We start from the raw sequence: 836 nt of genomic DNA, 5'->3' as shown, positions 1-836 counted from the left end.
ACGCATGATATTTTCTAAGCGGCCAAGGTTCAAGAATAAATGATATGCAATTTTACTCATTGAAAATACCACATGGATGCTTTCACTCCCTCTGATAGCAAAAAACCCGCACTCGGCGGGTTCATTAATCAGATATTGCCACCAAATGCACTGATGGCACAATATCAAATTAGGCTTAAATATCGCCCATTCAGTTCGGTTTTGCAAGACTTACACATAAATTAGTCGACTTTTGTTGTGATCGTGTTCTCGCCGCTGCACAAAGAGCGCCGCTATCCAGTCGACCATACAAAGCTTTCATTGCCCGCCAATGGTCTGCGTAGGTTTCTGACCAGGTGGATTTACTTATTTGAACTAACGCTGCGAGGTCAGCATGCTGATAGCCTTCTCCACCTTTCAATTCATTCCTGACATCCTGCGCAGCCAGCCATACGAGAGCCTGCAATCGCTTCACTGTTTTGCCCGCTACCTTCTTGCTTCCCAGCGCCGCTTTAAATTCAGCCCATGCCCATTCAGTTATCGCTACCTGGTGTGCGAATGACAAATCCCCGGCATAGCACCATGACAGCCAGGCATGTTCGTGCTTATCAAGCGTAGCCAAAGCTCGGCGCCATGATGCGGTACGGAACTCAACTGGCTGAACCAGTGCGATGGATGAGCCTTTCGCTCTCGATTGTTGGCCTGGCACCGGGTCGCCTGGAAGAGTAATCATTTTGCCCGTTGCCTCATCGAGTATGCGTCGACGCTTGCGCTTATATCGGCCGGTATCGAACTGGGCATTCTCGGCGAACGCCACCAGCTGCCCTTTCGTTGCCCCGCTTAAATCAGCAGTGGCC

1 protein-coding gene is annotated in these 836 nt (G+C 50.0%); it reads right to left on the bottom strand.

Going from position 1 to position 836, the window contains the following annotated elements; genetic code table 11:
• Window positions 1–190 precede the first annotated feature (190 nt).
• A partial coding sequence (locus tag M977_RS23840) for a bacteriophage antitermination protein Q (protein ID WP_064519660.1) occupies window positions 191–836 on the bottom strand: 646 nt, incomplete at its 5' end.

This window comes from Buttiauxella gaviniae ATCC 51604 (assembly GCF_001654835.1).
In the GTDB taxonomy this organism is placed as follows: domain Bacteria; phylum Pseudomonadota; class Gammaproteobacteria; order Enterobacterales; family Enterobacteriaceae; genus Buttiauxella; species Buttiauxella gaviniae.
The sequence above is the reverse complement of the archived record's forward strand: the minus strand, read 5'-3'. Positions and strand labels throughout refer to the sequence as shown.